The organism is Paraburkholderia sp. RL17-380-BIE-A (assembly GCF_046028085.1).
In the GTDB taxonomy this organism is placed as follows: Bacteria; Pseudomonadota; Gammaproteobacteria; order Burkholderiales; family Burkholderiaceae; genus Paraburkholderia.
Genome location: NZ_JARESQ010000025.1, coordinates 21,520 through 47,034, shown reverse-complemented (window position 1 = coordinate 47,034; position 25,515 = coordinate 21,520). Strand labels below are relative to the sequence as shown.

The 25,515-nt window shown below is 58.8% G+C and carries 22 protein-coding genes and 1 pseudogene; 17 read left to right on the top strand and 6 right to left on the bottom strand.

The features are described from left to right. Positions 1-27 precede the first annotated feature (27 nt). Positions 28-843, bottom strand: coding sequence for a posphoenolpyruvate synthetase regulatory kinase/phosphorylase PpsR (gene ppsR, locus P0D68_RS31760; RefSeq protein ID WP_091793354.1), 816 nt, complete (start codon positions 841-843; stop codon positions 28-30). Between the two features lie 532 nt (positions 844-1,375). Here ppsR and ppsA point away from each other — a divergent pair. The 3 genes from ppsA to P0D68_RS31745 all read left to right on the top strand — a co-directional run bounded on the left by ppsA (position 1,376) and on the right by P0D68_RS31745 (position 5,396). Then, on the top strand, positions 1,376-3,778 hold the full coding sequence (gene ppsA / locus P0D68_RS31755) for a phosphoenolpyruvate synthase (protein WP_408185707.1): 2,403 nt from the start codon (positions 1,376-1,378) through the stop codon (positions 3,776-3,778). A gap of 179 nt (positions 3,779-3,957) precedes the next feature. Continuing rightward, positions 3,958-4,413: an NfeD family protein gene (locus P0D68_RS31750; RefSeq protein WP_091793358.1), complete on the top strand. Its 456-nt coding sequence runs from the start codon at positions 3,958-3,960 to the stop codon at positions 4,411-4,413. 50 nt (positions 4,414-4,463) lie between these two features. Beyond that, entirely contained in the window at positions 4,464-5,396 is a 933-nt protein-coding gene (locus P0D68_RS31745) for an SPFH domain-containing protein (RefSeq protein ID WP_091793360.1), read from the top strand. Between the two features lie 139 nt (positions 5,397-5,535). Here P0D68_RS31745 and smpB read toward each other — a convergent pair whose 3' ends face one another. Next, a complete protein-coding gene (gene smpB / locus P0D68_RS31740; protein WP_042323149.1) occupies positions 5,536-5,982 on the bottom strand; it encodes an SsrA-binding protein SmpB in 447 nt (148 codons plus the stop codon). Positions 5,983-6,082: 100 nt separating this feature from the next. Here smpB and P0D68_RS31735 point away from each other — a divergent pair, with 100 nt between their 5' ends. Together P0D68_RS31735 and P0D68_RS31730 are read left to right on the top strand one after the other, a co-directional pair. Continuing rightward, on the top strand, positions 6,083-6,520 hold the full coding sequence (locus P0D68_RS31735; protein WP_091793362.1) for a type II toxin-antitoxin system RatA family toxin: 438 nt from the start codon (positions 6,083-6,085) through the stop codon (positions 6,518-6,520). Then, positions 6,517-6,849, top strand: a complete 333-nt coding sequence (locus tag P0D68_RS31730) for an RnfH family protein (protein WP_091793364.1) — start codon at positions 6,517-6,519, stop codon at positions 6,847-6,849. Before P0D68_RS31735 ends, P0D68_RS31730 begins: the two co-directional genes overlap by 4 nt. A 282-nt stretch (positions 6,850-7,131) precedes the next feature. Here P0D68_RS31730 and P0D68_RS31725 read toward each other — a convergent pair whose 3' ends face one another. Continuing rightward, positions 7,132-8,109, bottom strand: a complete 978-nt coding sequence (locus tag P0D68_RS31725; RefSeq protein ID WP_091793366.1) for a DMT family transporter — start codon at positions 8,107-8,109, stop codon at positions 7,132-7,134. Between the two features lie 283 nt (positions 8,110-8,392). Here P0D68_RS31725 and guaB point away from each other — a divergent pair, with 283 nt between their 5' ends. From guaB to P0D68_RS31665, 12 genes and pseudogenes are all read left to right on the top strand, one after another. After that, a complete protein-coding gene (gene guaB / locus P0D68_RS31720) occupies positions 8,393-9,853 on the top strand; it encodes an IMP dehydrogenase (protein ID WP_091793368.1) in 1,461 nt (486 codons plus the stop codon). Between the two features lie 6 nt (positions 9,854-9,859). Continuing rightward, positions 9,860-10,588, top strand: coding sequence for a hypothetical protein (locus P0D68_RS31715; protein WP_408302759.1), 729 nt, complete (start codon positions 9,860-9,862; stop codon positions 10,586-10,588). A 204-nt stretch (positions 10,589-10,792) separates the two neighbouring features. Next, the gene (guaA, locus tag P0D68_RS31710) at positions 10,793-12,376 is read left to right on the top strand and encodes a glutamine-hydrolyzing GMP synthase (protein ID WP_408302835.1); all 1,584 of its coding nucleotides are present in this window, start codon (positions 10,793-10,795) and stop codon (positions 12,374-12,376) included. 286 nt (positions 12,377-12,662) lie between these two features. Continuing rightward, positions 12,663-12,938 carry an Arm DNA-binding domain-containing protein gene (locus tag P0D68_RS31705; RefSeq protein ID WP_408302833.1) on the top strand — a complete coding sequence of 92 codons (276 nt, stop codon included), beginning with the start codon at positions 12,663-12,665 and terminating at the stop codon, positions 12,936-12,938. Beyond that, positions 12,877-13,217: pseudogene (locus tag P0D68_RS31700) on the top strand (tyrosine-type recombinase/integrase); the annotation flags it as partial. The gene P0D68_RS31705 and the pseudogene P0D68_RS31700, both read left to right, overlap by 62 nt. 192 nt (positions 13,218-13,409) lie before the next feature. Continuing rightward, positions 13,410-13,733 (top strand): HVO_A0114 family putative DNA-binding protein, encoded by a 324-nt coding sequence (locus P0D68_RS31695; protein ID WP_408302757.1) that lies wholly within the window; start codon positions 13,410-13,412, stop codon positions 13,731-13,733. 65 nt (positions 13,734-13,798) lie between these two features. After that, positions 13,799-14,752 (top strand): restriction endonuclease, encoded by a 954-nt coding sequence (locus tag P0D68_RS31690; RefSeq protein WP_494471296.1) that lies wholly within the window; start codon positions 13,799-13,801, stop codon positions 14,750-14,752. Between the two features lie 278 nt (positions 14,753-15,030). Continuing rightward, positions 15,031-16,590: a type I restriction-modification system subunit M gene (locus P0D68_RS31685; protein WP_408302755.1), complete on the top strand. Its 1,560-nt coding sequence runs from the start codon at positions 15,031-15,033 to the stop codon at positions 16,588-16,590. Next, on the top strand, positions 16,587-17,846 hold the full coding sequence (locus tag P0D68_RS31680) for a restriction endonuclease subunit S (RefSeq protein WP_408302753.1): 1,260 nt from the start codon (positions 16,587-16,589) through the stop codon (positions 17,844-17,846). Before P0D68_RS31685 ends, P0D68_RS31680 begins: the two co-directional genes overlap by 4 nt. Before the next feature lies 1 nt (position 17,847). Further along, complete coding sequence (locus P0D68_RS31675) at positions 17,848-19,041, top strand: AAA family ATPase (protein WP_408302751.1); 1,194 nt, start codon at positions 17,848-17,850, stop codon at positions 19,039-19,041. A 36-nt stretch (positions 19,042-19,077) separates the two neighbouring features. Further along, positions 19,078-19,209, top strand: a complete 132-nt coding sequence (locus P0D68_RS31670; RefSeq protein WP_408302749.1) for a hypothetical protein — start codon at positions 19,078-19,080, stop codon at positions 19,207-19,209. Between the two features lie 43 nt (positions 19,210-19,252). Further along, positions 19,253-22,351, top strand: coding sequence for a type I restriction endonuclease subunit R (locus P0D68_RS31665; protein WP_408302747.1), 3,099 nt, complete (start codon positions 19,253-19,255; stop codon positions 22,349-22,351). 1,245 nt (positions 22,352-23,596) lie between these two features. Here P0D68_RS31665 and P0D68_RS31660 read toward each other — a convergent pair. The 3 genes from P0D68_RS31660 to P0D68_RS31650 form a co-directional block, all read right to left on the bottom strand. Next, positions 23,597-24,211 carry a DEAD/DEAH box helicase gene (locus tag P0D68_RS31660; protein WP_408302745.1) on the bottom strand — a complete coding sequence of 205 codons (615 nt, stop codon included), beginning with the start codon at positions 24,209-24,211 and terminating at the stop codon, positions 23,597-23,599. A gap of 66 nt (positions 24,212-24,277) precedes the next feature. After that, complete coding sequence (locus P0D68_RS31655) at positions 24,278-24,886, bottom strand: AAA domain-containing protein (protein WP_408302743.1); 609 nt, start codon at positions 24,884-24,886, stop codon at positions 24,278-24,280. A gap of 72 nt (positions 24,887-24,958) precedes the next feature. Continuing rightward, the gene (locus tag P0D68_RS31650) at positions 24,959-25,480 is read right to left on the bottom strand and encodes a hypothetical protein (RefSeq protein WP_408302741.1); all 522 of its coding nucleotides are present in this window, start codon (positions 25,478-25,480) and stop codon (positions 24,959-24,961) included. Positions 25,481-25,515 lie beyond the last annotated feature (35 nt).

The window sequence follows — 25,515 nt, the reverse complement described above, 5'->3', positions numbered from 1 at the left end:
TTCAGGCTAGCGGACCGACGGGGTGGTTCAATAAGCCGGCCGGTCCAGCTTGATTTCCTGCAGGATGGTTGTTGCGATCTCTTCGATCGACTTGTGCGTCGACGACAGCCACTTGATCCCTTCCCGCCGCATCATCGTTTCGGCCTCGTTGATCTCATAGCGGCAATTCTCCGGCGCCGCGTACTTGCTGCCGGGACGGCGCTCGTTGCGAATCTCCGAAAGCCGCTGTGGATCGATCGACAATCCGAACATTTTCTGCCGATGCGCGAGTAGCGGCGTAGGCAATTTGCCGCGCTCAAAATCTTCCGGGATCAGCGGATAGTTGGCTGCTTTCACGCCATACTGCATGGCCAGATAGAGGCTCGTCGGCGTTTTGCCGCTGCGCGATACGCCGACCAGAATCACGTCGGCGTCGGCCAGATTGCGGTTCGATTGGCCGTCGTCGTGGGCGAGCGAGAAGTTGATCGCCTCGATCCGGTTCTTGTACTCCTCGGTGTCCGCGTTCTGGTGGCCGCGGCCCATCGCGTGGCTCGACTTCAGTTCCAGTTCCTGTTCGAGCGGCTCCACGAACGTCTGAAACATGTCCAGCACGAGCGCGTTCGAGCCTTTGACGATCTGATTCGACGCGCTGTCCACCAGCGTCGTGAACACGATCGGGCGGCGACCGTCCTGCTGGATCGCCTCGTTGATCTTTTCGAGCGTGGCATAGGCCTTTTCCGTCGAGTCGACGAAAGGCACGCGAACCAGGCGGAATTTCTGGTCGAACTGGGAGAGGATCGAATGCGCGAAGGTTTCGGCAGTGATCCCGGTACCGTCGGAGACGATGAATACGGTGGGCGGCATCAGTGGGGCTGGGGAACGTGAGCGGGGAAAATCGCTCGAATGAAACATCGCTGTATCGACGCCGCTGCCCGGTGGCTAACCGGAGGCTGCAGCGGCGTTCAACCAGCGCGCCGTGGGCACCGCAACTGCGCCCGGATGGTGGCGGGGCCTCGCAAAAGCCCGCTGGCCGGTCCGGGGCGCGTTTCGAGGCGCAATTCTCGTCCGACAGTCACATTTTCAAAGTCGGCACGGTAGAATAGCGGCAACCTGTTGGATAAGCAATTGCAGGCGATTGGCGTCTAACTTACCGTGAACGGTCGTTCAACGCCTCGCTTTTAACCGGTATTTTAGTCGCCAAGTTGCGGCGAACGTGGTGGATCGATCGGTAAATTCGTCCATTCGCCTTCTTCGTCGCGCATCCGGTGCTTCGGGCAATGTGCAGCGATTGCTTCTCCAACAGGTTGTGCAAGACGCGAGGTCACGCTTCCAATGGGCGTCTCGCGTTCGAGCCCACTTGCACAGCCGTGAATTTCTTTCACACTTAGGGGCTTGTATGACTAACGCAGTTACCGTCGCAAAGGATAAGGCGTATGTAGTTCCGTTCGAGCAGTTGCGGATGACCGATGTGGAGATTGTCGGTGGCAAGAACGCGTCGCTTGGCGAGATGATCAGTCAGCTCGCTGAAGCCGGCGTGCGCGTGCCGACCGGTTTCGCCACCACGGCGCTGGCTTTCCGCGACTTCTTGCAGCACAACAATCTGACCGAACGCATCGCCAAACGTCTCGAAACGCTCGACGTCGACGACGTGAAGTCGCTCGCCGAAGCGGGCAAGGAGATCCGTCAATGGATCGTCGACGCGCCGCTGCAGCCGCAACTCGAGGCTGATATCCGCGCGGGCTTCGAAACCCTGCAAAACAGCTCGCCTGAAGAGCTGTCGTTCGCCGTGCGTTCCTCGGCAACGGCGGAAGACCTGCCGGACGCATCGTTCGCGGGCCAGCAGGAAAGCTACCTCAACGTGGTCGGTATCGACGACGTGCTCGATCGCATGAAGCACGTGTTCGCGTCGTTGTACAACGACCGCGCTATCTCGTATCGCGTCCACAAGGGCTTCACCCACGCTGAAGTCGCGTTGTCGGCTGGCGTGCAGCGCATGGTGCGCTCGGACGTCGGCGCGGCCGGCGTGATGTTCACGCTGGACACCGAATCGGGCTTCAAGGACGCCGTGTTCATCACGTCGAGCTATGGTCTCGGCGAAACCGTGGTGCAAGGCGCGGTGAATCCGGACGAGTTCTACGTCTACAAGACCACGCTCGCCCAAGGCAAGTACCCGATCATCCGCCGCTCGATCGGCTCGAAGCTGATCAGGATGGAATTCACCAAGGCGGGCGAAGAAGGCCGCGTGAAGACCGTCGACGTCTCGCACGAGCAGCGCAACCGCTTCTCGATCACGGACGAAGACGTGATCGAACTGGCTAAATACGCGGTCATCATCGAAAAGCACTACGAGCGTCCGATGGACATTGAGTGGGGCAAAGACGGCCGCGACGGCAAGATCTTCATTCTGCAGGCGCGCCCGGAAACGGTGAAGAGCCAGGCGGTGGGCAAGGCCGAACAGCGCTTCAAGCTGAAGGGTCAATCGAACGTACTCGCTACGGGTCGCGCGATCGGTCAGAAGATCGGCGCGGGTCCGGTGCGCGTGATTCACGATCCGTCGGAAATGGACCGTGTGCAGCCGGGCGACGTGCTGGTCGCCGACATGACCGACCCGAACTGGGAACCGGTCATGAAGCGTGCTTCGGCAATCGTCACGAACCGTGGCGGACGGACCTGCCACGCGGCGATCATCGCGCGTGAGCTGGGCGTGCCGGCCGTGGTCGGCTGCGGCGACGCGACCGACGTGCTGAAGGAAGGCGCGCTGGTCACGGTGTCGTGCGCGGAAGGCGACGAAGGCAAGATTTACGACGGTCTGCTTGAAACGGAAATCACCGAAGTGCAGCGCGGCGAACTGCCGCCGATTCCGGTGAAGATCATGATGAACGTCGGCAACCCGCAACTGGCTTTCGACTTCTCGCAACTGCCGAACGCAGGCGTGGGTCTCGCGCGGCTCGAGTTCATCATCAACAACAACATCGGCGTTCACCCGAAGGCGATTCTCGAGTACCCGAATATCGATCAGGACCTGAAGAAGGCGGTGGAAAGCGTCGCTCGCGGTCACGCATCGCCGCGCGCGTTCTACGTCGACAAGCTGACCGAAGGCATCGCCACGATCGCGGCGGCGTTCTATCCGAAGCCCGTGATCGTGCGTCTGTCGGACTTCAAGTCGAACGAATACAAGAAGCTGATCGGCGGTTCGCGCTACGAGCCGGATGAAGAAAACCCGATGCTGGGTTTCCGTGGCGCTTCGCGCTATATCGCCGAAGACTTCGCCGAAGCGTTCCAGATGGAATGCATCGCGCTGAAGAAGGTGCGTGAAGAGATGGGCCTCGACAACGTCGAGATCATGGTGCCGTTCGTGCGTACGCTGAAGCAGGCGGAGCGCGTGGTCGGGCTGCTGGCCAAGTACGGCCTGAAGCGCGGCGAGAAGGGTCTGCGCCTGATCATGATGTGCGAAGTGCCGTCGAACGCGATCCTTGCCGAAGAATTCCTGCAATTCTTCGACGGTTTCTCGATCGGTTCGAACGACCTGACGCAGCTCACGCTCGGCCTCGACCGCGACTCCGGCATGGAACTGCTGGCTGTGGATTTCGACGAACGCGATCCGGCGGTCAAGTTCCTGCTGAAGCGCGCGATCGACACCTGCCTGCGACTCGACAAGTACGTCGGTATTTGCGGCCAGGGCCCGTCGGATCATCCGGACTTTGCGCAGTGGCTGACCGATGAGGGCATCAAGTCGATCTCGCTGAACCCGGATACGATCGTCGAGACGTGGCAGCAACTGGCAAAGTCGGCGAAGTGAAGCGAGCAGCATGCCGCTTTCTAAGCGGCATGCATAGCGGCGCGCATAGCGCACGACGCGGTATTTCAAACGTGCGCTCATTGCACGATAAACCGTACTGCACCGCTCGTTAAAATGCGTTCGCTTCGTGCTATAAACACCCCGGTAGATCCGGGGTGTTTTGCTTTGTGGAGGTCGACGTGGCGCCAGGTGGATTGTTCTGGTGGATCGGGGCGGGCGTGCTGGTCGTGCTCGAGTTGCTCAGCGGCACGTTCTATCTGCTGATGATCGCGTTGGGTTGTGTAGCGGCCGCCATCGCGCACCTCGCGGGTGCCGCCGCCGACGTGCAGTTCGCCGCCGCGGCCGTGGTCGCACTGGCGGCGGTGCTGCTGCTCAGGCGTTCGCGGTTTGGCCGCAAAACGCGCAAGGAGGCGTCGCGCAACCCCGACGTCAATCTCGACATCGGTCAAACGCTGACCGTGCCTGCCTGGCACGAGCGCCGGGCGCGCGCCAATTACCGCGGCGCGGCATGGGATGTCGAGCTGGCCGCGGGTGAACCTGAAGACGCGCAGCTTTACGAAATCACGGAAATGCGTGGCAGTTGCCTCCTCGTCGTGGCGGCCCGCCATTCAGCCAAACGGGCCACCACGGCCTGAGTTTTTTCGCAGCACAAACAACTATTCCAACCAGGGACCGGAGGGCAGTCATGGATTCGACCATCGTCGGGGCGGTGCTTCTGATCATCGTGATCGTACTGGCGGCGCAGACTATCAAGATCGTGCCGCAACAGCATGCGTGGGTGCTGGAGCGCCTCGGCCGCTATCACCGCACGCTGACACCGGGTTTGAGTTTCGCGTTTCCGTTTGTCGATCGGATCGCTTATAAGCACATCCTCAAGGAAATTCCGCTAGAGGTGCCAAGCCAGGTCTGTATCACGCGCGACAATACGCAGTTGCAGGTGGACGGCGTGCTGTACTTTCAGGTCACCGATCCGATGAAGGCGTCGTACGGGTCGAGCAACTTCGTGTTCGCGATCACACAGTTGTCGCAAACCACGCTGCGCTCGGTGATCGGCAAGCTCGAACTCGACAAGACCTTCGAGGAGCGCGACTTCATCAATCACAGCATTGTTTCGTCGCTCGACGAAGCGGCGTCGAACTGGGGCGTGAAGGTGCTGCGCTACGAGATCAAGGACCTGACGCCGCCCAAGGAGATCCTCCACGCCATGCAGGCGCAGATTACCGCCGAGCGCGAAAAGCGCGCGCTGATTGCCGCGTCGGAAGGGCGCAAGCAGGAGCAGATCAACATTGCGTCCGGCGGGCGTGAGGCGGCGATTCAGAAGTCGGAAGGTGAACGCCAGGCGGCGATCAATCAGGCGCAGGGTCAGGCGTCGGCGATTCTGGCCGTGGCTGAAGCGAACTCGCAGGCGATTCAGAAGATTGCCGCGGCCATTCAGTCGAACGGCGGGATGGAAGCGGTCAATCTCAAGGTGGCCGAACAATACGTGAACGCGTTCGGCAATCTGGCGAAGCAGGGCACTACGCTGATCGTGCCGGGCAACCTGGCCGACATGAGTTCGATGATCGCCTCGGCGCTCACGATCGTGAACAAAGGGAAGGGCACGACGGAGATGCGCTGAGCGTGCTTTAGCTGCTGAAAAAAGAAATGGCCCGCAGACTGTGCGGGCCAGTTTCATTTGAGTGCTTGCAGGTTCGTTGCCGCGCGCTGGCGGCGAACGAAGCGCGGCATATCCGCGCAGCGTCCGCTCGAACCGACGATCAGCTCGGCGAGCGCATCAAACGCGCTTTTTCACGTTCCCAATCGCGCTTCTTCTCGGTCTCACGTTTGTCGTGCTGCTTCTTGCCCTTGGCCAGACCGATCTCGCATTTGACGCGGCCGCCCTTGTAGTGGAAGTTCAGCGGCACGAGCGTGTAGCCGCGCTGCTCGACCTTGCCGATCAGTTTGCTGATTTCTTCGCTATGGAGCAGCAGCTTGCGCGTGCGCACCGGGTCGGGGTTGATATGGGTCGAGGCTTCGGGCAGCGGGCTGATGTGCGTGCCGATCAGGAACAGTTCGTTATTCTTGATGACCACGTAACCTTCCTTGATCTGGCCGCGCCCGGCGCGCAGCGCCTTGACCTCCCATCCTTCGAGCACGAGCCCTGCTTCGTAGCGTTCTTCGACCGAGTAGTCGTAGAAGGCTTTTCTGTTGTCGATGATGCTCATGAATGGAAAGTGCCCAACTCGTTTAAAATCACGATTTTAGCAAAGCGGGGCAAGGAAAGCCCGCCGCGCTTGTCCACCCTTGCCACGCGCTGTTCAATTTATGGCAGATGTCCAGAAAACCGTGTTGATCCGCCATTCGGCGGAACAGATGTTCGACCTCGTCACCGACGTCGCCGATTACCCCAACTTCCTGCCTTGGTGCGGGGGAGTCGAAATCCGCCGCCGGGACGAAACCGGCATGGAGGCGAGGATCGATATCAACTTCAAGGGCATCAAGCAGCACTTCGCCACGCGCAACAGCATGGAGCGGCCCACGCGCATCGACATGGAGTTCGCGGACGGCCCGTTTCGCAAGTTCACCGGCTTCTGGCGCTTCACGCCGTTGCGGGCCGATGCCTGCAAGATCGAATTCGCGCTGCACTACGAATTCACCAACATCATTCTCGAGAAGATCATTGGGCCGGTGTTCAATCACATCGCCAATACGTTCGTCGAATCGTTCGTGAAGCGCGCCGATCAGCGCTACGGTAAGGCATGAGCGCGCGCTTGTCGATCGAAGTCTGCTACGCGTTAGCCGGTGAGCAGGCGCTGATTGGCGTGGAACTGCCGGAAGGCGCCACGCTGCAGCAGGCGTTGGATGCGAGCGGCATCTTGCGGCGCTTCCCGCAGATCGACCTCGCCACGCAGAAGGTGGGCATATTCGGCAAGCTCAAGCCGCTCGACGCGGTGCTGGCCGACCACGATCGGGTGGAGATTTACCGGCCGCTGCTGGTCGATCCCAAGGTGTCGCGTCAGCGCCGCGTCGAGAAAACCCGCAAGGCGGGCTCGATCGAAGGGCGCCGCTGGCAGAACAAGGATTCGCGGTAGGCGAATTCGACCGGGTGGGGCGGGAAGCCGCCTCGATCCGCTGCGGCCGCCGCGGTGCAAGGCGGTAAGCCGCTGTCAGGCAACTCCGGGCGCGCCTCGCCGCACGTCACAGCGGCTCAACGCGCGGCGCCGCATCGCGGCTGACGGCGCCTCACCTCACTGCGCCGCAAGGCGCCGCGCCCCACTGTGCCTCGCCTCGCGCCTCCTGTGCCTCGCCTCGCGGCTCCGCACAGCGCCTCGCCTCGCCGCACCTTGAGGCACCTTAAGGTGCCTCAAGGCGCCTCAAGGCGCCGTCACTTGCGGCTTGTCCTTGATTCGTGTCACGTCGGGCGTATCGTCGTCCGCATGCTGGCGCACCGACCAGCACACGCCGGCCACCAGCAGCAGAATCGCCGCCAGTTCCAGCGGGCGCGGCAGGCGCTCGTCATAAATGAACGCATAAAGCAGCGCGAACAACGTCTCGAACACGATCATCTGGCCGGAGAGCGTCAGCGGCAGCCGTTTCGATGCGGCATTCCACAGCCCGTTGCCGAGCCACGACGCGCCGATCGCGAGGCCCAGATTGAGCATCCAGAAGCTGTGCCAGCGACCGTCGGCCAGCTCGCCTTGCGGGCCGCCCGACGGCAGCACGGCAACCACGAGCCACAGCGCCGCGCCGAGCGCGCCGGTCACCACGCCCCACAGAACCGACCACTCATTGCCGCTGAAATGCGTCTGACGCTGCAGGTAGCGGGCGTTTTCGACCGCGAACCACGTCCAGCAGCCGAGCGCGCCGACCGCGCAGGCGAGGCCGAGCAGCTTGGTGGCGACGCTTACCGGCGTGCTGTCGGCGACCGTAAACACGTCGATGTTGATGCAGACGATGCCCGCCATCACCATCGTGAGCGGCCAGGCGAGGCGGGCGAGCGGCACCGCGCCATGATCGCGCCGGCCGAGCAGCGTCACCGTGACGGGCAGCACGCCGACGATCAGCGACGCCGGCGCGATGCCGATCAGGTGGACGGCCGCCGTCAGCAGAAGGTAATAGAGCAGGTTGCCGGCCAGCGCCAGCTTCACCAGCGCGCCGAGATCCTCGCGGGTCAGTCGTTTGAAGAGCGAGCGCCCCATGGGCAGCGCGGCGGCCAGCGAGACCACGCCGTACATGGTGTAGCGGCCGGCGCTCAGCAGCAGCGGCGAAAAATCGGGCAGCACGCGCGGCACCAGAAAAACCATGCCCCATAGGGCTCCGGCCAGGACTCCATAAACCACACCGCGCTGCATCGACTGCTCCTGCAAGAAAAAACTGGAATGGTCGGCAGAATAGCCGGTCGGCGGCTTCGGTGTCTTGTTCGATTCTGCATTCGGACGCGGTGGCACCCGTTTGCGCCCCATTGCGCCCGAACGCGCAAACGAAACCGGATCGAACCCGAGGCGAACAGACAAGCGAAATCCCGGCGGCCCGATGATGCGAAAAAACTGCCCGAAATTCGCTAAGCTGCTGTTAGTGCAGTGAAAACCAGGGAGGTATCGCGTATAATTCGCTTTTGCGCCTATAGGATTTGCCATGCGTCTGATCCAAACAGCACTCACGTTCGATGACGTGCTCCTCGTCCCGGCTTTCTCCGATGTTCTGCCGCGCGACACCAGCCTCAAGACCCGGCTGACCCGCAACATCTCCCTGAATATGCCGCTCGTGTCCGCCGCCATGGACACGGTCACCGAAGCCCGCCTCGCCATCGCCATGGCGCAAATGGGTGGCGTGGGCATCATCCACAAGAACCTCACGGCTGCCGAACAGGCGCGTGAAGTCGCCAAGGTGAAGCGCTTCGAGTCGGGCGTGGTCCGCGATCCGATCACCGTACCGCCGCAAATGAAGGTGCGCGACGTGATCGCGCTGTCGCGTCAGCATGGCATTTCGGGCTTCCCGGTCGTCGAAGGCGCGCAGCTGGTGGGTATCGTCACCAATCGCGACCTGCGCTTCGAAGAGCGTCTGGACGAGCCGGTGCGCAACATCATGACGCCGCGCGAGCGCCTCGTCACCGTCAAGGAAGGCACGCCGCTCGCCGAAGCCAAGGCGCTGATGCACAGCCACCGCCTCGAGCGCGTGCTGGTGATCAACGACGCATTCGAACTGCGCGGCCTGATGACCGTCAAGGACATCACCAAGCAGACCGAGCACCCGGACGCGTGTAAAGACGAACACGGCAAGCTGCGCGCGGGCGCGGCAGTCGGCGTGGGCGAAGACAACGAAGAACGCGTGGAACTGCTGGTGCAGGCCGGTGTAGATGTGATCGTGGTGGACACGGCGCACGGCCACAGCAAAGGCGTGCTCGAGCGCGTCAAATGGGTCAAGCAGAACTTCCCGCAGGTTGAAGTGATCGGCGGCAACATCGCCACTGCGGCGGCTGCCAAGGCGCTCGTCGAATATGGCGCGGACGGCGTGAAGGTCGGTATCGGCCCGGGCTCGATCTGCACGACGCGGATCGTTGCGGGCGTGGGTGTGCCGCAGGTCACGGCGATCTCGAACGTTTCCGAAGCGCTGAAGGGCACGGGCGTGCCGGTCATCGCCGACGGCGGCGTGCGATTCTCCGGCGACGTCAGCAAGGCGCTGGCCGCCGGCGCGAACGCCGTGATGATGGGCAGCATGTTCGCCGGCACGGAAGAAGCGCCGGGCGACGTGTTCCTGTTCCAGGGCCGTCAGTACAAGTCGTACCGTGGCATGGGCTCGGTCGGCGCCATGAAAGACGGCGCGGCTGACCGCTACTTCCAGGACAACTCCGCGAACATCGACAAGCTGGTGCCGGAAGGTATCGAAGGCCGCGTCGCCTACAAGGGCTCGGTCAACGCGATCCTTTACCAGCTGATCGGCGGCGTGCGCGCCAGCATGGGCTACTGCGGCTGCCGCACCATCGCCGAGATGAACGACAAGGCCGAGTTCGTGCAGATCACGGGCGCGGGCTTGCGCGAGTCGCATGTGCATGACGTGCAAATCACCAAGGAAGCACCCAACTACCACGTGGACTAAACGCCAATGAAGCCATTGCTGCGCGGTGTACTCATCCTCGATGCCTTGCTGTTGCTTGCGTTCGGCCTGCTGTTTCTGCTGACGCCGTGGACTTCGCTGTACAACGCGCTGCTTCTGGTGCAAACCCAGCCGGCTCTGGTCGGCCAGGGGTTTGGCGTGGCGCTGATCGGGCTTGCGTGGCTGGCCTTGCACGCGTCGATCGACGGCGCGCTGACGTCATCGGTCGCCCGGACGGTCGGCCATGTGAACTGGCTGACCGGCGTGCTGATGCTGGTCTGGCTGCTCGGTCTGCATACGCCGGCGCTGACCGGTTTCGGTCAGATCGTCGCGGTGCTGACGGGTGTGGTGCTGCTGGTGATCGGTCTGGGCGGCGTGCGCTTGTCGGGCGCGGTGCGGCGGCGCGAGAAAGTGCGGCTGGTCGAGGCCGCCGCTGCTGAGCGTGCCGAAAAGCAGGCGGCCAAAGACGCGGCGAAAGACGCAGCCAACCGGCGCGAGCCGGGTCGCGTGACAGCCGGTTTTCCGGTGTATCACGCCGAGCCGGTCGTCGAGCCCGTGGTGCCGGTTACGCGTCCAGTCAATCCCGCCAGTCCTGTCGCAGCAGCGCCGCTTCATCCGGTGGCTGACGAAGCCGGCCTGACAGCCTCCGAACGCGCAGCGCGGGCAGAAGCCGCTGCCGCGCGTGACGAAGCCCGCGACGGCGCCGCCAACGCGCCCCGGCCGCCGTTTCATGGCTGAGGCGTCGCGCGCCACGCCATCCGCCGCAGTGACCGGATTTCGTTCGCGCTCGCCGCAGGCAACTGGCTGTGGCGCCGCACGCGCCAGACCGCTGCATCGTTACGCTTCATGCTCGATCGTCCCCACGTGGACCGCTTTGAATTCAACGCCGCGCGCTGTGCGCGGCATTCCGTATCCGCTTACTCTTTGACTCCGTCCGCTGCCATGCACGACAAGATTCTGATCCTCGACTTCGGTTCGCAAGTCACCCAACTGATTGCACGTCGCGTTCGCGAAGCCAACGTGTATTCGGAAATTCATCCGTACGACGTCGATGCGTCGTTCATTCGCGACTTCGCGCCGAAGGGCGTGATCCTTTCCGGCGGCCCGAGCTCGGTCACCGAATCGGACACGCCGCGCGTGCCGCAGGCCGTGTTCGAACTCGGCGTGCCGGTGCTGGGCATCTGCTACGGCATGCAGGCTATGGCCGAGCAGCTGGGCGGCAAGGTCGACATCGGCCACCTGCGTGAGTTCGGTTATGCCGAAGTGCGCGCGCGCAATCACACGAGCCTGCTCGAAGGCATCAGCGACTTCACCACGCCGGAAGGTCACGGCATGCTGAAGGTGTGGATGAGCCACGGCGACAAGGTGCTGGAAATGCCGCCGGGCTTCGCGCTGATGGCGTCGACGGAATCGTGCCCGATCGCGGCAATGGCCGACGAAAAGCGCCGCTTCTACGGTCTGCAATGGCACCCGGAAGTCACGCACACCGTGCAGGGCCGCGCCATGCTCGAACGCTTCGTGCTGCAGATTTGCGGCGCGCAGCCCGATTGGGAAATGGGCCACTATATCGACGAAGCCGTCGCCAAAATTCGCGAGCAGGTCGGTAGTGAGCACGTGATTCTGGGTCTGTCGGGCGGCGTGGATTCGTCGGTGGCGGCGGCGCTGCTGCATCGCGCGATCGGCGATCAGCTGACCTGCGTGTTCGTCGATCACGGCCTGCTGCGCCTGAACGAAGCCGAGCAGGTGATGGCGACCTTCGCGGACCACCTGGGCGTGAAGGTGATTCACGTCGACGCGAGCGAAGTGTTCCTGCGCAAGCTCGCCGGTGTGACCGATCCGGAAGCGAAGCGCAAGATCATCGGCGCGGAATTCGTCGAAGTGTTCCAGACGGAAGCCGGCAAGCTGACCGATGCGAAGTGGCTGGCGCAAGGCACGATCTATCCGGACGTGATCGAATCGGCCGGCAAGGGCAAGAAAGCCACCCAGACGATCAAGAGCCACCACAACGTGGGCGGCCTGCCTGAGACGCTGAATCTGAAGCTGCTCGAGCCGCTGCGCGAACTGTTCAAGGACGAAGTGCGCGAACTCGGCGTCAAGCTTGGTTTGCCGCCGGCCATGGTGTACCGCCATCCGTTCCCGGGCCCGGGTCTGGGCGTGCGGATTCTCGGCGAAGTAAAGCGCGACTTCGCGGACCTGCTGCGCCGCGCGGACGCGATTTTCATCGAGACGCTGCGCACGTTCATCGACAAGGAAACCGGCAAGTCCTGGTACGATTTGACGAGCCAGGCGTTCGCGGTGTTTCTGCCGGTGAAGAGCGTTGGCGTGATGGGCGACGGGCGGACTTACGAGTATGTCGTCGCGCTGCGCGCCGTGCAGACGCTCGACTTCATGACCGCGCATTGGGCGCATCTGCCGCATGAGCTGCTGGGGCATGTGTCCAACCGGATCATCAATGAAGTGCGTGGCATCAACCGGGTGGTGTATGACATCTCGGGTAAGCCGCCGGCGACGATCGAGTGGGAGTAGGGCGAATGGATTTCTCTATATAAATCAATAGCTTGGAAAATCACTCAAAGATAGTTAACGAGAATGTGATTCTTCTAAGTTATTGATTCTAAAAAGTGCTGCGTGAGACATTTCACCCTTTAGTCACGCCCGGTTAGCAAAGCTGACGGTAAATTGACGGGATGCATAAGCTCTTTCGGCTAGGGGTGGGGTGTGCTTCGATAGAACTACCGTCTATGACGGTAGTTCTATCTGTTAGAAATCGTAATTTATGCGGGCTCGCAGGGGTATGCAGGTCTCGTGATTGATGACGGCAATCGGCCGTTTCTATCAGGAGATCACTCCCGTGCTTACAGACTTTGCCCTGCAGAACTTGAACCCTCGCGCGACCCTTTACAGCGTCGCCGATCGCGATGGCATGCACGCCGTCGCGTCGCCGAAAGGCACTATCTCCTTCCGATACGACTACCGGATCAATAGCCGACGAGAGACGTTGACCATAGGCCGTTATGGCTTCGGAGGTAGCGTTGCATTCCTGTGCGGCCGGTTCCAAGTTTGTCGTGCCGTTGTGCCACAACGCTGACAGTTGTATGTCCATGGCGACCGACCTTAAACCGAGTCACGCAGCTCGTGGTCGAGATGGCCAAGGTCCCAGACTTGCCACTGGAGCCGCTTACCGTCCACGACTTGCGCCGTACTGGATCAACGTTGCTGCACGAATTGGGCTTCAACCGGAATTAGATCGAGAAGTACCTGGCGCATGAAGACAGACGGTCCTCGCGCTCGATCTGGAACAAGGTTCAGTACGCCGAACAGCGGCGACACATCTTGCAAGAGTGGGCCGGACATGGTGGATGCCTAGATCGACGAGCGGACCCATGTGCCGAAGCTGTTTCCGGAAAACTTGGTGGTGCCGGGCGTTGAACACAATGGCCCAGAAAAGAGGCACGTTCATCACTTGACAATCGGAACGTAAGCAGGGGACGGTGGCCTTTGTGAACGATGATTATCACGCACTGATACAATATTGCCGGAAACACATCGGGGACTCAACATGAAGCGGTGCATCGTTGGCATTCAGCGCGCAAATGGCGAGCACCCTCATCGACCGGGGAGCAAAACGCCGCAGATTTGGTTCAGTTCGTTGGCGTCGCTTGCTGCTGTGCTCTCGGACGACAACCGGCGCTTGCTGCGCCTAATCCATGAGAAACGTCCGAAGTCGTTGACGGAACTGGCCGACCTCAGTGGCCGCAAAGTTCCGAATCTATCGCGCACCTTGCGTTTGATGGCGGATTACGGGTTGGTCTCGTTACAGCGCAATGTCCGCGATGTCCAACCGACTGCATTGGCGATTGAATTTTTGATCGTGTTGGACTGACGACTATGAACACCAGAGGGAACGCAATGGCTCGGATGTGGATGGTACGCGGCGAAGGTGGAAGCTTGAACGATGCTTTTCGCGAGCGCGGCGTGGTCGCCGTGAGCTGGAATCAGTTGGCCGCCCACGCCAAACCTGGAGTCGGACGCAAACAGTTGATCGCCCTGTACCAGGCTGCCGAGCCCCAGGCGAAACAGGGGACGGTAGTCTCGGGCGCATCTCAAGTCTGGCGCTTTGTCAACGACATTCAGAATGGCGATTGGGTCATCACCTATTCGCCAGCCAATCGTCTGTACTCGACCGGCAAGGTTACTGGCCCAGCCGAGCACCACCCTGAGTGGGGCGAGGAAGGCATGCCACTGGCGCGCAAGGTGCAGTGGCAAGCACAGGAACTGCCGCGCGACAGCCTGGGCACGAGCACCAAAAACAGTCTGGGTTCGACTTTGACTTTGTTCGAGGTGCCATCCAATGCGGCGGCGGAAGTGCTTGCAGCGCTGAAGGGTAGACCGGCGCCAGCAGTGGAAGATGAAGCCGAAGAAGTCATCGCCGATCCGCTGGCCGACATTGAATCGCAGGCACTGGAGCGCATCAAGGACCGGGTCAACGAACTCGACTGGGACGATATGCAGCAACTGGTTGCTGGGATCCTGCGTGCCATGGGTTACAAAACTCAGATTTCACCGCCCGGATCTGATCGAGGCAAGGACATCGTTGCCTCACCCGACGGCTTTGGTTTCGAGCACCCGCGCATCGTCGTGGAGGTCAAGCACCGTAAGGGGCAGATGGGCAGCCAAGAAGTTCGCAGCTTTCTTGGTGGCCGCCACAAGGATGATCGCGGGCTTTACGTCAGTACTGGTGGTTTCACCAAGGACGCTCAATATGAAGCTGACCGCGCCTCCATACCGCTGGCAATGTGGACACTGGACCATGTCGTCCGCGCGCTGATTGAGCACTACGACGCCACCGACGCCGAGACCAAACGAGTCGTTCCGTTGAAGCGGCTGTATTGGCCTGCTTGACGCCATAGGGGTAACCAGTGGTATCTACTGACAACCTATCGAATGCTTCATTAGAAAGGTCGCTGGATTGCTGATAACGCACGTCTACGTGGAGCCCTCGACTAGCAGAACCGTGCGCACCGACGGACTAATAAGAAACTGATCAGTTGGGGCTGCATTCGTTCTCAGCGGCGACGTGGTCGTTTATCCAGATCGCGGTTCATCTGTTGCCGAAACACATAATTTTTTCTGGCTCGTACTTCCCACCTGAGCCAGACCCTTTGAAATAGGAAAACCGTATGACCAGTGCCCAACAACGTGCCGCCCTGCAACGTCAGATCTGGGCCATCGCCAATGACGTGCGTGGCGCAGTCGACGGCTGGGATTTCAAGCAGTACGTGCTCGGCACCTTGTTCTATCGCTTCATCAGCGAGAACTTCGTTGACTACATCACCGGCGGTGATGCATCGGTCGATTACGCTGCCATGGACGATGGCGAGCCGCTGATAGCCGCTGCCAAAGAGGACGCCATCAAGACCAAGGGGTATTTCATCTATCCCAGCCAGTTGTTCAGCAACGTGGTCGCCAAGGCCGGCACTAACGACAGTCTCAACACCGATCTGGCGAGCATCTTTGCCGCCATCGAGAGTTCTGCTAATGGTTACGCCTCGGAGCAGGACATCAAAGGCCTGTTCGCAGACTTCGACACCACCAGCAACCGCCTAGGCAATACCGTCGCCGACAAGAACAAGCGCTTGGCGGATGTGCTCAAGGGGGTGAGTAAACTGGAGTTTGGCAGCTTCGATGCCAGCCATATCGACCTGTTCGGCGACGCCTACGAATTTCTCATCTCCAACTACGCCGCTAATGCCGGCAAGTCCGGTGGCGAATTCTTCACCCCGCAGCATGTGTCCAAGCTGATCGCCCAACTGGCCATGCACAAGCAGACCAGCGTCAACAAGATCTACGACCCGGCATGCGGCTCCGGCTCGCTGCTGCTGCAAGCCAAAAAGCACTTCGACGCTCACGTCATCGAGGATGGATTCTTCGGTCAGGAGGTGAACCACACTACCTACAACCTGGCGCGGATGAACATGTTTCTGCACAACATCAACTACGACAAGTTCAACATCCAGTTGGGTGACACGCTGCGCCATCCGCACTTTGGTGATGACAAACCCTTCGATGCCATCGTTTCCAACCCGCCGTACTCGGTGAAGTGGATCGGCAGTGATGATCCCACGCTAATCAATGATGACCGCTTTGCCCCGGCCGGCGTGCTGGCGCCGAAATCCAAGGCAGACTTCGCCTTCGTGCTGCATGCGCTGAGCTACCTTTCCGCTAAAGGCCGCGCCGCCATTGTTTGCTTCCCCGGCATCTTCTACCGTGGCGGCGCCGAGCAGAAGATCCGCCAATACCTGGTGGACAACAACTACGTGGAAACGGTGATCTCGCTGGCACCCAACCTGTTCTTCGGCACCACCATCGCCGTCAACATCCTGGTGCTGTCCAAGCACAAGCTGGACACCACCACCCAGTTCATCGACGCCAGCGCGCTGTTCAAGAAGGGCACCAATAACAACCTGCTAGAAGACGCGCATATCGAGCGGATCATGCGGGTGTTTGATAGTAAGGAGAATGTCGATCACTTCGCGCTGTCAGTGCCGTTGGAAAAGGTGGCCGCCAACGATTACAACCTGTCGGTCAGCAGTTATGTGGAAGCCCGGGATATCCGCGAAGTGGTGGATATTGCAACGCTCAATGCCGAGCTGAAAACCACCGTCGCGCGGATTACCCGGCTTCGAACTGAGATTGATGCCATCGTCGCGGAGATCGAAGGTGAGGAGCTTGAGGCATGAGCAGCGTGAGCTTCTTGGATAAACTGCTGGATGGCGTTGCGGTGGAGTGGAAGGCGCTTGGCGAGGTGCTCGTTCGAACTAAAGGCACAAAGATCACCGCCGCAAAGATGCGAGAGCTTCATAAAGATGCTGCGCCGGTGAAAGTTTTTGCGGGCGGCAAAACAGTGGCGTTTATTAATTTTGAAGACTTACCCGCTAAAGATGTAAATCGAAATCCATCGATTATTGTAAAGTCTCGCGGTGTTATTGAGTTTGAGTATTATGACGGTCCGTTCTCTCATAAGAGCGAGATGTGGTCATATTATTCGGAATCGGGAAGGGCTCACATCAAGTATGTTTATTATTTCTTGAAAATTAATGAGCCTCGCTTTCAGGGCATTGGTGGCAAGATGCAAATGCCACAAATTGCAACTCCCGATACTGACAATTTCAGAATCCCTATCCCTTGCCCGGAGAATCCCAAAAAATCGCTTGAAATCCAAGCGGAAATCGTCCGCATACTGGATACTTTTACCGAGCTTACCGCTGAGCTTACCGCTGAGCTTACCGCTGAGCTTACCGCCCGAGAAAAACAATACAACTACTATCGCGACCAGTTGTTCGGTTTTGAAGAGATCAAAGGGGAGGTGGCGTGGAAGGCGCTGGGGGATATTGGCGAGTTTATTCGTGGGAAGCGATTTACCAAGGCTGATTACGCCGAAGAAGGCATTAGCGTCATCCACTACGGTGAAATTTACACCCGATATGGTGTGTGGGCCGATCACGCGTTTTCAAAGGTTCGAGGTGACATGGCTGGTTCGCTGCGCTATGCCGAGCCGCAGGATGTGATATTAACCGATGTTGGCGAAACCGTTGAGGATGTCGGCAAAGCAGTTGCGTGGCTCGGCGAGGAAAAGGTCGCCATCCACGACCACTGTTACGCCTTCCGGCACTCGATGAACCCGAAGTTTGTTTCCTACTGCATGCAGACGCAATCTTTTATCGCCAAGAAGGCAAAGTATGTGGCTAGGACCAAGGTAAATACCTTGTTGATCAATGGTTTTTCAAAAATTGAAATACCTGTGCCATATCCCGATGATCCTGAAAGATCGCTGGCGGAACAGGCTCGCATTGTCGCCATTCTGGACAAGTTTAACGCCCTCACCAACTCCATCAGCGAAGGTTTGCCCCGCGAGATCGAGCTGCGCCAGAAACAATACGAATACTACCGTGACCTGCTGTTGAGCTTCCCCAAGGCGGAAGAGGTGGCTGCTTAAGATGAACAAGACGCTGACCGAGATCGCCCAGCAGCTGAAAGACGCCAACAGGAAGGTGCAGCTGATCTACGCCTTCAACGGCACGGGCAAAACGCGCCTGTCGCGCGAGTTCAAGCAGTTGGTCGCACCAAAGGGTGAGGGCGAAGAGGCGGCTGATCCGCCAGGGTTGTGGCGCACCAAAATCCTGTACTACAACGCTTTTACCGAAGACTTGTTCTATTGGGATAACGACTTGGCGCTGGATGCGGAGCCCAGACTCCGGATTCAGCCCAACTCTTTCACGGATTGGGTGTTGAACGAGCAGGGGCAGGATATAAACGTTATCACGACCTTTCAGCGCTACACCAACGACAAGCTCACACCACACTTTAACGCAGAGCGCACGGAGAAAGATGAGGACGAAAAAGACGTCATCATCAAGGCCTTTTCGGAAGTAACTTTCTCGATGGAGCGTGGTGACGAGACAAATACGGGGAACATGAAGATATCCAAGGGTGAAGAAAGCAACTTTATCTGGAGTATTTTCTACACTCTGCTCGATCAGGTGATCAGCGTTCTCAATGTGCCAGAGCGTGGCGACCGGGAATCGAACGAGTTCGATCAATTGGAATTCGTGTTTGTCGACGACCCGGTGAGCTCGCTTGACGAGAATCATTTGATCCGGCTGGCCGTGGATCTCGCGCAGTTGATCAAATCAAGCGAGTCTGAAGTCAAGTTCATCATCACCACACACAACCCGCTTTTCTACAACGTGCTGCATAACGAGCTGAACAGCGATGATGGTAGTTACAAGAAAAAAAATTTTGAAAAGCACCGGCTGACAAAGCTTGACGACGGCACCTATCAGCTGACTCCCCAGCCCAATGACTCGCCTTTTTCGTATCATCTTTATCTGAAGGCGGAACTCGAAAAGGCCATTGAGACCAACCAGATGAGCAAGTACCACTTCAATTTCTTGCGAAACATCCTGGAGAAAACGTCCACCTTTCTTGGTTACAAGAAATGGGGCGATCTGTTGCCGAAAACAGATGATGGCAGAACCAACCCGTATGAAGCCCGGATCATCAACATTTCCAGTCATTCAAAACACGCGGGCGAAGAGGTCGCGGATCTGACCGAAGACGACAAGCGAGTGTTGATTTATTTGGTGCGCCATATCAACGAGATGTATCGCTTCGAAGCGAATGGGGGTTGAAGAATGCTCAACCCCGATGGCTCTGAGGACGAAGACATGAATGAGATCACCCGCCACAGCGATTACCGACAAGCGTTGGCCACCATCAAGCAGCGTATCCATACATACCAGAGCCGTGCAGTGCTGGCGGTGAATGCCGAGTTTTTGAACCAGCCGACGGTAGGGTAAATTGAGAGCGAGTTCGCACAGGGAAACGGGGGAATTCCAAGCAATGACTGACTACAAGACCATAGCCGAGTTGAAGAACTTCATCGTCCTCGACAAATACACCAAGGAATGGGAGGTCGCTGACAGCTACCAGAGCGAAGGTGATCTGGAGCGTGAGTTCATCCAGGATCTGGTCAATCAGGGCTATGAGCTCCCAGCCGGCCTGAAAACGGCCGAGGCGATGCTGGCCAATTTGCGCATTCAGTTGCAGTCTCTGAATCACGTCGAATTTTCGGACAGTGAGTGGGCGCGCTTCGTGGAAAGCTGGCTGGACAAGCCCAGTGACAGCATCGTCGACAAGACCCGCAAGATTCACGATGACCATGTCCATGACTTCGTATTCGATGATGGGCGCATCCAGAACATCTACATGCTCGACAAGAGGAACCTCGCCCGCAACAAGCTGCAGATTATCAAGCAGTTCGAGCAGTCTGGCAGCCAGGCCAACCGCTATGACGTAACGATCCTGGTAAATGGCCTGCCACTGGTGCAAGTCGAGCTGAAAAAGCGCGGAGTGGCGATTCGCGAAGCATTCAATCAGGTGCACCGCTATAGCAAGGAAAGCTTCAATACCGAGCATTCGCTGTTCAAGTATCTGCAGCTATTCGTCATCTCCAACGGCACGGATACGCGCTACTTCGCCAACACCACGCAGCGCAACAAGCATAGCTTCGACTTCACCATGAATTGGGCGCAGGCCGATAACAGCCCAGTCAAGGATCTGAAGGACTTCACGGCGACCTTCTTCCAGAGGCGCACTCTGCTCGATGTGTTGCTGACCTATTCGGTGTTCGATGTTAGCAACACCTTGCTGGTGATGCGCCCGTACCAGATTGCCGCCACCGAGCGCATCCTGTGGAAAATCAGAAGTGCCTCTCAGGCCAAGCGCTGGAATAGTACCGAGGGCGGCGGTTATATCTGGCACACCACCGGGTCAGGCAAGACCCTGACCAGCTTCAAGGCAGCGCGCCTGGCTACCGAGCTGGAGTTCATTGACAAGGTGTTCTTCGTGGTGGACCGCAAGGATCTGGATTACCAGACCATGAAGGAATATCAGCGTTTTTCGCCCGATAGTGTGAACGGCTCGGAGAGCACCGCCGGGCTCAAGCGCAATCTGGACAAGGATGACAACAAGATCATCGTCACCACAATCCAGAAGCTCAACAACCTGATGAAGAGCGAAGGTGACCTGCCGGTGTACAACCAGCAGGTGGTGTTCATTTTCGACGAGTGCCACCGTAGCCAGTTCGGTGAGGCGCAGAAGAACCTGAAGAAGAAATTCAGGAAGTACTACCAGTTCGGGTTCACCGGCACGCCCATCTTTCCGAAAAATGCGCTGGGAGCGGACACCACCGCCAGCGTGTTCGGCCGGGAGCTGCATTCATACGTCATCACCGATGCTATCCGCGATGAAAAAGTGCTCAAGTTCAAGGTGGATTACAACGACGTGCGTCCGCAGTTCAAAGCCCTCGAAACCGAACAAAACGAGAAGAAGCTCAGCGCCGCAGAAAACCGGCAGGCCTTGCTGCACCCCACGCGCGTCCGCGAAATCTCGCAGTACGTTCTGAGGCATTTCCGCCAGAAAACCCATCGCCTGCAGGGCGGCGGCAAGGGCTTCAACGCCATGTTTGCGGTGAGTAGCGTCGATGCCGCAAAAGCGTATTACGAGTCGTTCCAGAAGCTGCAGGAAGGCAGCGACAAGCCGTTGAAGATCGCCACTATCTTCTCGTTCGCGCCCAATGAAGAGCAGGATGCCATTGGAGATATCGTGGATGAGAGTTTTGAAGTGTCCGCGATGGACAGCAGTGCCAAGGAGTTTTTGAGCGCTGCAATTGGCGACTACAACACCCTGTTCAAAAGCAATTTCGGCGTGGACAGCAAGGGTTTCCAGAACTATTACCGCGACCTGGCCAAGCGCGTGAAAGACCAGGAAATCGATCTGTTGATCGTGGTTGGCATGTTCCTGACAGGCTTCGATGCGCCGACGCTGAATACCCTATTCGTGGATAAAAGTCTGCGCTATCACGGCCTGATTCAGGCCTATTCGCGCACTAATCGCATCTTTGATGCCACCAAGACTTTTGGCAACATCGTCACCTTCCGTGATCTGGAGCAGGCCACTGTCGATGCCATCACGCTGTTCGGTGACAAGAACACACGCAACGTGGTACTGGAGAAGAGCTACAAGGAGTACATGGCGGGCTTCACTGACGAGCTGATCGGGGAGGCGCGGCGCGGTTTCGTGGATGTGGTGACTGAGTTGGAGCAACGGTTCCCCGATGCCGCCAACATAGTCAAGGAGTCCGACAAGAAGGCCTTCGCCAAGTTGTTCGGCGAATATCTGCGTGTGGAAAACGTGCTGCAGAACTACGATGAGTATGCCAGCCTGAAGGCCTTGCAGAACGTCGACATGAACGACCCGCAGGCTGTCGAGGCATTCAAGGCTGATCACCATCTGGATGACGAGAAGCTTGCTGAGTTGCAGGTCATCCGCCTGCCAGCCGAGCGCACGATCCAGGACTATCGCTCCACCTACAACGATATTCGCGATTGGTTGCGACGTGAGAAAGCAGGCAACGAGAAAAGCGAGTCCACCATCGATTGGGACGACGTGGTGTTCGAGGTAGACCTGCTCAAATCGCAGGAAATCAATCTGGATTACATCCTGGAGCTGATCTTCGAGAAGAACAGGAAGGTCAAAGACAAGGCGTCCCTGGTCGAGGAGATGCGCCGGGTGATTCGTGCCAGCCTGGGCAACCGCGCCAAGGAAAGCCTAGTGGTTGACTTTATCAATCAGACCGATCTGGATCGGATTGGTGACAAGGCTAGCGTAATCGATGCCTTTTTCACTTTCGCCCAATCAGAGCAGCAGCGCGACGCGCAAGAGCTGATCAGCGACGAAGAACTAAATGAAGAGGCGGCTAAACGATACATCGCCACTTCACTGAAACGGGAATTTGCCAGCGATAATGGAACTGAGCTTAATGCCATCTTGCCAAAAATGAGTCCGCTTAATCCGAAGTATCTCAAGAAGAAGCAAGATGTTTTTCAAAAGATCGCCGCTTTTGTTGAAAAATTTAAGGGCGTAGGTGGGTATTTATAATGAAATAAGGGTACCCATAAAGACTATGGGGGCTGAGTGTCGACTGGAGCGCGGAATAGTGCGACTCTCCCGCCCTAGCCTCTTTAGCTATGCGTGATTTAAGCAATACTCTGAAAAATTCATCGCTTCGCTAAGATGCAGCTTGATTGACACTCAGCCCGAGTGACGCCGCCACGCAAAATTCTTCATAGCTGAAGTTCAAGCCAAGCCGCCGCAAGACTTCTCACCACGTGTCGCCGATGCCGCACTGGGCAGGCTTGAGCAGGTGGCCAAAACACTCGTGGGATGGCGCCGTAAGCGGGAGACGATTCGATCGTTCCAGGGCAAGTTCGAGCGCGGTGAGAGGCATCGTGATCGACGATAAAGTCGAAAGTGGTCGACGCCGCGCAAATCGCTCCATAACCCACGCCAGCATTAAGTGAGTTTTTTGATGGTAAACGTCGACGGTAAAACGTATGCCAATCATCGCAACTCCTTTTAACCGCGCGGTTTGTGAGACTTATTGACAATCGAATGGGGGAATGATTCGGACTGCTTCCGTCGTTCGGGGAGGTCCGGTTGTTCATGTTTTTCCATTCAAAAAGACATGAGGTTATTGTCCGCTCCGGTCTGCTGTGATCCGCGCAATGGTTAATAAAAATGCCGGTCTCGTCACCGATACCGGCATTTTTTCTTTGGACGACCTGTTCGATACCATCAAACCAGTTTGACGGTATCGGTTGCCGGAATACGTTCGAAGAGTCCCTATGCTCACAGACACGCGGTGGCGAGCGCTGAATCCGGCCAAGATGATCTGCAAGCCTGCCGATCTGCGGGAGCTACATGCGGCAGTGACGCCTTCAGGCGCGACAAACGGTTCGAGGCGACCGAGCCGCTAACGTCTGGTAAGTCGGCGGAGAAACACTTCTCACCGAATGCTTTCAGCTTGCTCCCAACTCAAGCATTGCTCGAGTACCTTCTAGACCGATGGCGCCAAAGCGGACACAGTAGGCCCGACCAAACGAGTGGCGGAGACTACGGCGATTGGCGACCTGACGGACCTTCACCCCATCACGGGCCATGCCTTGTCGCGTGCCGTATGGTGGCTTGTCGAGACGAAAGAGTCCGCGTGGTGAAAATCGTGACTCGTGCTGAAAAATCGGCCCCGGCGCGGCGGCACCGCGGCCGTTCAAGAACGTCCGGGCGCTGCCTGTTGGCTGCCCGGTGCGACGAGCAACACCAGGCACCACCCATTCCCGACTGAGGCTATTGAGGCAGTGGAACTTGTTTGCGTGCCGGGATTTTCTGAAGTGGTAGCAGATCCATAACGTCGCAGAACAAGGCGCGGTGCTTCCAGTCGTTTCTGTCGCCGACCACGTAGAAGCGACGTTTGGCGTGCGTCGCTGCGACGTTCAGGAGGTTGGGCTCCGATACCGTCCAGTTGCGAGCACCTGATCCCTCCGTATTGCCACCCAGCGCCATGATGACGACCGGCGCTTCCTTGCCTTGCATGGTGTGGATCGTGCCGGACACCATCTTGCTGCGAAGCATGCGCTTGAGATTTTTCTGGACCGCCTTGAAGGGCGTGATGACCGAAATGTCCTTGGCGGTAACACCATCTTCATGCAGCAGCGCGAGCAGCTCGCGTAGAGCCTGGCCGTCGGCGGGCACCCAGTTTCCTTCGGATGGACCGTTGGCTTGTATCCAACCTGTCGGCAGACTGGCGCGTGTTTCCTTGTCCGCGCGCGGTGCCATCGTTCCATACACCATCGCTCCATCATAGGCGATGCGGTTGGCCAACTCGTGCATGGGCCTGTCACAGCGACGATGCACGATCAGCGGCAGCCCCACCCAGGTTTTGCTGTCGGCCAGTCCCGTCATGCGCCCCCAAGGGGTGGCTTCGTCGGCCAGCGTCTGAGCGGGCTGATGGTTGGGGAGCCAATGTGACTAGACACAGTACCGTGTGCGCATGTGTTCCAGCACCGCATCGGATACGGTGACAATGGGCTTGAGTTGCAGCGGGTCTCCCACCAGCAACGCACGGCGGGACCGCCACAGTGCCCCCACCGCCGCCTGGGGCGAAGCTTGGCCGGCCTCGTCCACGAACAGCCAGCCGATCTCGCTGGCGCCCAAAGAACCAAATGAGCGAGCGAACGATGCGAAGGTGCTGCTCAGTACCGGCACGACCATGAACAGCGAAGCCCACGCCGAGCGAATGGCATCCCGTGAAAGCCCTTGGTAACGCGAGCCTGTCAACAGGCCGTTGATGAAATACAAGTTGGAACGCATCCGGGATGCCTCCAACTCGAAGAACGTCTGATGGAGCTTTAATGCTTGGATGAAGACGCGAGCACGTGCTTGCCGCCAACCTTCAATACGCCAAGGCTCGGCCAACTCAACGGCATTGCCACGAACGATGACACCGTCTTGTAACCACGCGAGCAGGTGGTCGGCCCGGCAGGTAGTTGCCAGTCCAGTGGCATCGCTCGTCAAGGCTTGCTCTTTGTCCTTCGATCGCTGAAGCGCGCGGTGCGCGTCGGCGATCTGCTTCTCCAAGCTCCCCCTCGATGCGTCGAGTTGCTTGGTCAGGCGTGCGATCCGCGCGAACTCGGCCTTAGCCAGATCACGCTAGCCTTCCAGTAACGCCTGCGTTGCATTCCAGTCGCGTTGAGTCCTCCACTGGCTGAACAAGTTCGCCAGGAAACCCGGTTTGCGGGTTTGGTGTTGCGCAAGTGCGTCTAGGCACTGCTTGAGTGCCGTGTTGGCGGGGCGGCTTTCCTCCGCATCCAAGCGCGAGAGCTGATTGACCGCATCGGTCAACTCCTGCTCGAGCGCGCGAAGTGCTTTGGACTTGTCGGCAATCGTCCTCCTAGTTTGGCAAATAGCCTGGATCAGCTCACGGATGCGATTGGCATCGGAGCATGCCTTATGCGCTTCCGCCTTGACCGCCTCGCAATCAGAGACGGCTTGCTGCCACAAGGCTTGACGCTCCTCCGAAGAACGAGTCGCGTTGACCTCGGCATTCGCGCCGAGCCACCCCAGGAAACCCTTTGGTCCTTTCTCTGTCGCGGGTGGCGCCCCATCGTCCTGATCGACGCCGCCCTCGTCGCTCTCCGCCCCTGTAGAACTATCGGAGAACAGGCCGTCCACGATGTTGTCGAGGTCCGTATCAGATTCGAGGTCGG

What these genes read in the sequence shown, in the direction of transcription:
- ppsR (WP_091793354.1), bottom strand. Translation starts at nt 843, where the DNA reads ATGCCGCCCACCGTATTCATCGTCTCCGACGGTACCGGGATCACTGCC.
- ppsA (WP_408185707.1), top strand. Translation starts at nt 1,376, where the DNA reads ATGACTAACGCAGTTACCGTCGCAAAGGATAAGGCGTATGTAGTTCCG.
- P0D68_RS31745 (WP_091793360.1), top strand. Translation starts at nt 4,464, where the DNA reads ATGGATTCGACCATCGTCGGGGCGGTGCTTCTGATCATCGTGATCGTA.
- smpB (WP_042323149.1), bottom strand. Translation starts at nt 5,982, where the DNA reads ATGAGCATCATCGACAACAGAAAAGCCTTCTACGACTACTCGGTCGAA.
- P0D68_RS31735 (WP_091793362.1), top strand. Translation starts at nt 6,083, where the DNA reads ATGGCAGATGTCCAGAAAACCGTGTTGATCCGCCATTCGGCGGAACAG.
- P0D68_RS31730 (WP_091793364.1), top strand. Translation starts at nt 6,517, where the DNA reads ATGAGCGCGCGCTTGTCGATCGAAGTCTGCTACGCGTTAGCCGGTGAG.
- P0D68_RS31725 (WP_091793366.1), bottom strand. Translation starts at nt 8,109, where the DNA reads ATGCAGCGCGGTGTGGTTTATGGAGTCCTGGCCGGAGCCCTATGGGGC.
- guaB (WP_091793368.1), top strand. Translation starts at nt 8,393, where the DNA reads ATGCGTCTGATCCAAACAGCACTCACGTTCGATGACGTGCTCCTCGTC.
- P0D68_RS31715 (WP_408302759.1), top strand. Translation starts at nt 9,860, where the DNA reads ATGAAGCCATTGCTGCGCGGTGTACTCATCCTCGATGCCTTGCTGTTG.
- guaA (WP_408302835.1), top strand. Translation starts at nt 10,793, where the DNA reads ATGCACGACAAGATTCTGATCCTCGACTTCGGTTCGCAAGTCACCCAA.
- P0D68_RS31705 (WP_408302833.1), top strand. Translation starts at nt 12,663, where the DNA reads ATGACGGCAATCGGCCGTTTCTATCAGGAGATCACTCCCGTGCTTACA.
- P0D68_RS31695 (WP_408302757.1), top strand. Translation starts at nt 13,410, where the DNA reads ATGAAGCGGTGCATCGTTGGCATTCAGCGCGCAAATGGCGAGCACCCT.
- P0D68_RS31685 (WP_408302755.1), top strand. Translation starts at nt 15,031, where the DNA reads ATGACCAGTGCCCAACAACGTGCCGCCCTGCAACGTCAGATCTGGGCC.
- P0D68_RS31680 (WP_408302753.1), top strand. Translation starts at nt 16,587, where the DNA reads ATGAGCAGCGTGAGCTTCTTGGATAAACTGCTGGATGGCGTTGCGGTG.
- P0D68_RS31675 (WP_408302751.1), top strand. Translation starts at nt 17,848, where the DNA reads ATGAACAAGACGCTGACCGAGATCGCCCAGCAGCTGAAAGACGCCAAC.
- P0D68_RS31670 (WP_408302749.1), top strand. Translation starts at nt 19,078, where the DNA reads ATGAATGAGATCACCCGCCACAGCGATTACCGACAAGCGTTGGCCACC.
- P0D68_RS31665 (WP_408302747.1), top strand. Translation starts at nt 19,253, where the DNA reads ATGACTGACTACAAGACCATAGCCGAGTTGAAGAACTTCATCGTCCTC.
- P0D68_RS31660 (WP_408302745.1), bottom strand. Translation starts at nt 24,211, where the DNA reads ATGACGGGACTGGCCGACAGCAAAACCTGGGTGGGGCTGCCGCTGATC.